Origin of the sequence: Cellulomonas septica, from assembly GCF_012396155.1 — a bacterium.
Lineage (GTDB): Bacteria > Actinomycetota > Actinomycetes > Actinomycetales > Cellulomonadaceae > Cellulomonas > Cellulomonas septica.
In genome coordinates this window covers 1-1,654 of sequence record NZ_JAAXOY010000726.1, presented here as the reverse complement: position 1 = coordinate 1,654, position 1,654 = coordinate 1, and the positions used below count along the sequence as shown (strand labels likewise).

2 protein-coding genes are annotated in these 1,654 nt (G+C 77.1%); both read left to right on the top strand.

Annotated elements, in window-relative coordinates:
- A partial coding sequence (locus tag HGA02_RS18595; RefSeq protein WP_168680807.1) for a non-canonical purine NTP pyrophosphatase occupies positions 1-570 on the top strand: 570 nt, incomplete at its 5' end.
- Positions 567-1,654 (top strand): ATP-binding cassette domain-containing protein (locus HGA02_RS18590; protein ID WP_168680805.1); only part of this gene is annotated, 1,088 nt, incomplete at its 3' end. The genes HGA02_RS18595 and HGA02_RS18590, both read left to right, overlap by 4 nt.

Sequence of the window (1,654 nt, the reverse complement as noted above, 5' to 3'; positions counted from 1 at the left end):
GGCGAGCTCCGCGCGATCCTGTCCCCGTCGCTGCCCGGCCTCGACGCCGCGGCGGTCGTCGGCGCCGGGGACGTCGGGGCGCCGGAGCCCGTCGAGGACGGCGTGACGTTCGCCGAGAACGCGCTGCTCAAGGCGCGCGCCCTCGCCGCGTTCACGGGCCTGCCCGCGGTCGCGGACGACTCCGGTCTCGCGGTCGACGTGCTCGGGGGCGCGCCCGGCATCTTCTCGGCGCGCTGGGCCGGCCGGCACGGCGACGACGCCGCGAACCTCGACCTGCTGCTCGCGCAGCTCCGCGACGTGAGGCCCGAGCACCGGGGCGCGCGGTTCGTGTGCGCCGCCGCGCTCGTCACGCCCGACGGGTTCGAGCACGTGGAGACGGGCGCGCTCGTCGGCACGCTCGCGGACGCGCCCCGCGGCGCGCACGGGTTCGGCTACGACCCGGTGCTCGTCCCGCTCGGCGAGGAGCGCACGTGCGCCGAGCTCGACCCCGCCGAGAAGAACGCCATCAGCCACCGCGGTCAGGCGTTCCGCGCGCTCGCGCCGACGCTGGTGCGGGTGCTGGGCGGATGACGCTGCCCGCCCGGCGGGACGAGCACGCGGTCGTCGACCACGTGCACGTCGCCGCCGACGCGGTGACGTTCGGCTACGGGGAGCAGGTCGTCCTCGACGCCGTCGACCTCGTCGTGTCCGCAGGGGACCGCGTGGGGCTCGTCGGGGAGAACGGCGCGGGCAAGACGACGCTGCTGCGGCTGCTCGCGGGCGACCTCGCGCCACTGTCCGGCACCGTGCGTCGCGCGGGCACCCTCGCGGTCGTCGAGCAGGAGCTCGACGAGCCCGCGGGGACCACGGTCGGGTCGCTCGTCGAGCGGGCGCTGGGCGCGGTGCGGGCCGCGTCGGCCGAGCTCGAGGCGGCCATCGAGAGTTTCGACCACGAGTCCGGCGACCTCGCCCGGCTGACGGCCGCGATGGCCCGCTACGAGCACCTCGCCGCGTGGGACGCGGACCGGCGCGTCGACGAGGCGCTCACGCGGTTCGGCGCGCCGCGCGACCGTGACCGGCCGCTCGACCGGCTCAGCGTGGGGGAGCGGTACCGGGTGCGGCTCGCGTGCCGGATCGGCGAGCGCGCCGACGTGCTGCTGCTCGACGAGCCGACCAACCACCTCGACGCCGCGGGGGTCGACTACCTGACGGCCCAGCTGCGGGACTGGCCGGGGGCGGCCGTCATCGTCACGCACGACCGGCGCCTGCTCGACGACGTCATGACCGCGATCCTCGACCTCGACCCGTCGATGGACGGCCGCCCGGCGCTCTACGGCGCGACGCGCTACGCCGACTACCGGTTCGCGAAGGACCAGATGCTGCGCCGCTGGCGGGCCCGCTACCGGGCCGAGCGCAAGCGCGCGCTCGCGCTCGCGACGCGCCTCGACACGGCCTACGAGGGGCTGTCCGACGAGTGGCGCCCGCCCAAGGGCTCGCAGAAGCACCGCCGTGGCACGCGCGCCCGCATCCACGTGAAGGCGGCCGACCGCCTGATCCAGCGGCTCGAGGCCGACGCCGTCGAGGTGCCCGTGCCGCCACCGGCGCTCGCGTTCCCCGACCTGCCGTCGGTGCCGAAGCCCGTCGCGGGCGACCGCGGGGGCGGCGGCCCGCTGCT